This window comes from Anaerovirgula multivorans (genome assembly GCF_900188145.1).
GTDB classification, from domain to species: Bacteria; Bacillota; Clostridia; order Peptostreptococcales; family Natronincolaceae; genus Anaerovirgula; species Anaerovirgula multivorans.
In genome coordinates, this window is the sequence record NZ_FZOJ01000104.1 from 1 (window position 1) to 1,053 (window position 1,053).

The window sequence follows — 1,053 nt, forward strand, 5'->3', positions numbered from 1 at the left end:
AATCATAATAATTTCTAATAATCAACAGGCTTTTTGCTAAGTTCAGTACATATTTTTTAGTATAAACTCATATTTCCCCCAAATTATTGTTTCATGATATAACAACCATATTCCATGCATAGCGAAATAGAGCCTATTTTATCCAATGAAGCTCAATGTAAAACTAACATATATGATCTTCGTATGGTGTTAACTGTGAATATTCATCTTCATATGGCATTTGATGAATATCTTCTATAAAGCTGCCCTGACAGGCTGTATCTTCTTTAGTTTCCCACCATTCCATACTTCTCGGTTCTATATGTACCGTCAAGTGGTTTTTTTTATCTTCTGGTGGGTCATGATTATACGTCATCCATATCTTCAGGTGTTTAAGTATTTTCTTAATGGTTTCTTCATCTTCAATAAATGATATGACACCCATTTCCCCATTGCATTTTGGGCACAACAATGGGTCTACATTATATATTTTTTGTATTAATCGTGCCCAGTTCCTGCGGAATTTCTTTTTTGATATGTCGGTTGATATCAGTGCTGGTACTATATTATCATTCTCTTCTTTTTTTCTCATGCCACGAGACTTGTTGGAGTAGTATCCATAGTACCGGACCAGTTGTTCTCCTTTGTTGGGTATATGTGTTACCAACCTTGCCAGCCAATCCAGCGGGATAAAAGTCTCATACGTATTACTGGTTTTACCTTTATATATGATCCTGTTTATACCATCAGTTGAATGTGATATATAAGTTATGCGCTCTTGTGATATAGGAGCTCGCACAATATATTGAGCAAGTCTTTCTATCCCTTCCTTATCCCATGGCTTTACTGACTGTCCACAGTATACATTAAATCCTGAGTGCTGCCAATTAGCCATATTGTTTATAATAGCACCATTTATCTTACCTTCTCTCTCAAGCATATTTATAACTTCCATAGCAAAGGAAGCTTCCAGATCTTTTGCATTTGGCTCTATTCCAACCATAAATTCAGAGTTGTTATAAAAACAACCATCGCTTGCTATTATATGTAAATGGGGATTAAAATTCAAAAACT

The 1,053-nt window shown here is 34.9% G+C and carries 1 protein-coding gene; it reads right to left on the bottom strand.

Annotated features, from left to right (window positions below; translation table 11 throughout):
• Window positions 1-163: 163 nt before the first annotated feature.
• Window positions 164-1,053, bottom strand: an 890-nt coding sequence (locus tag CHB72_RS25775) for a transposase (protein ID WP_176431632.1), incomplete at its 5' end; no start/stop codon positions are given.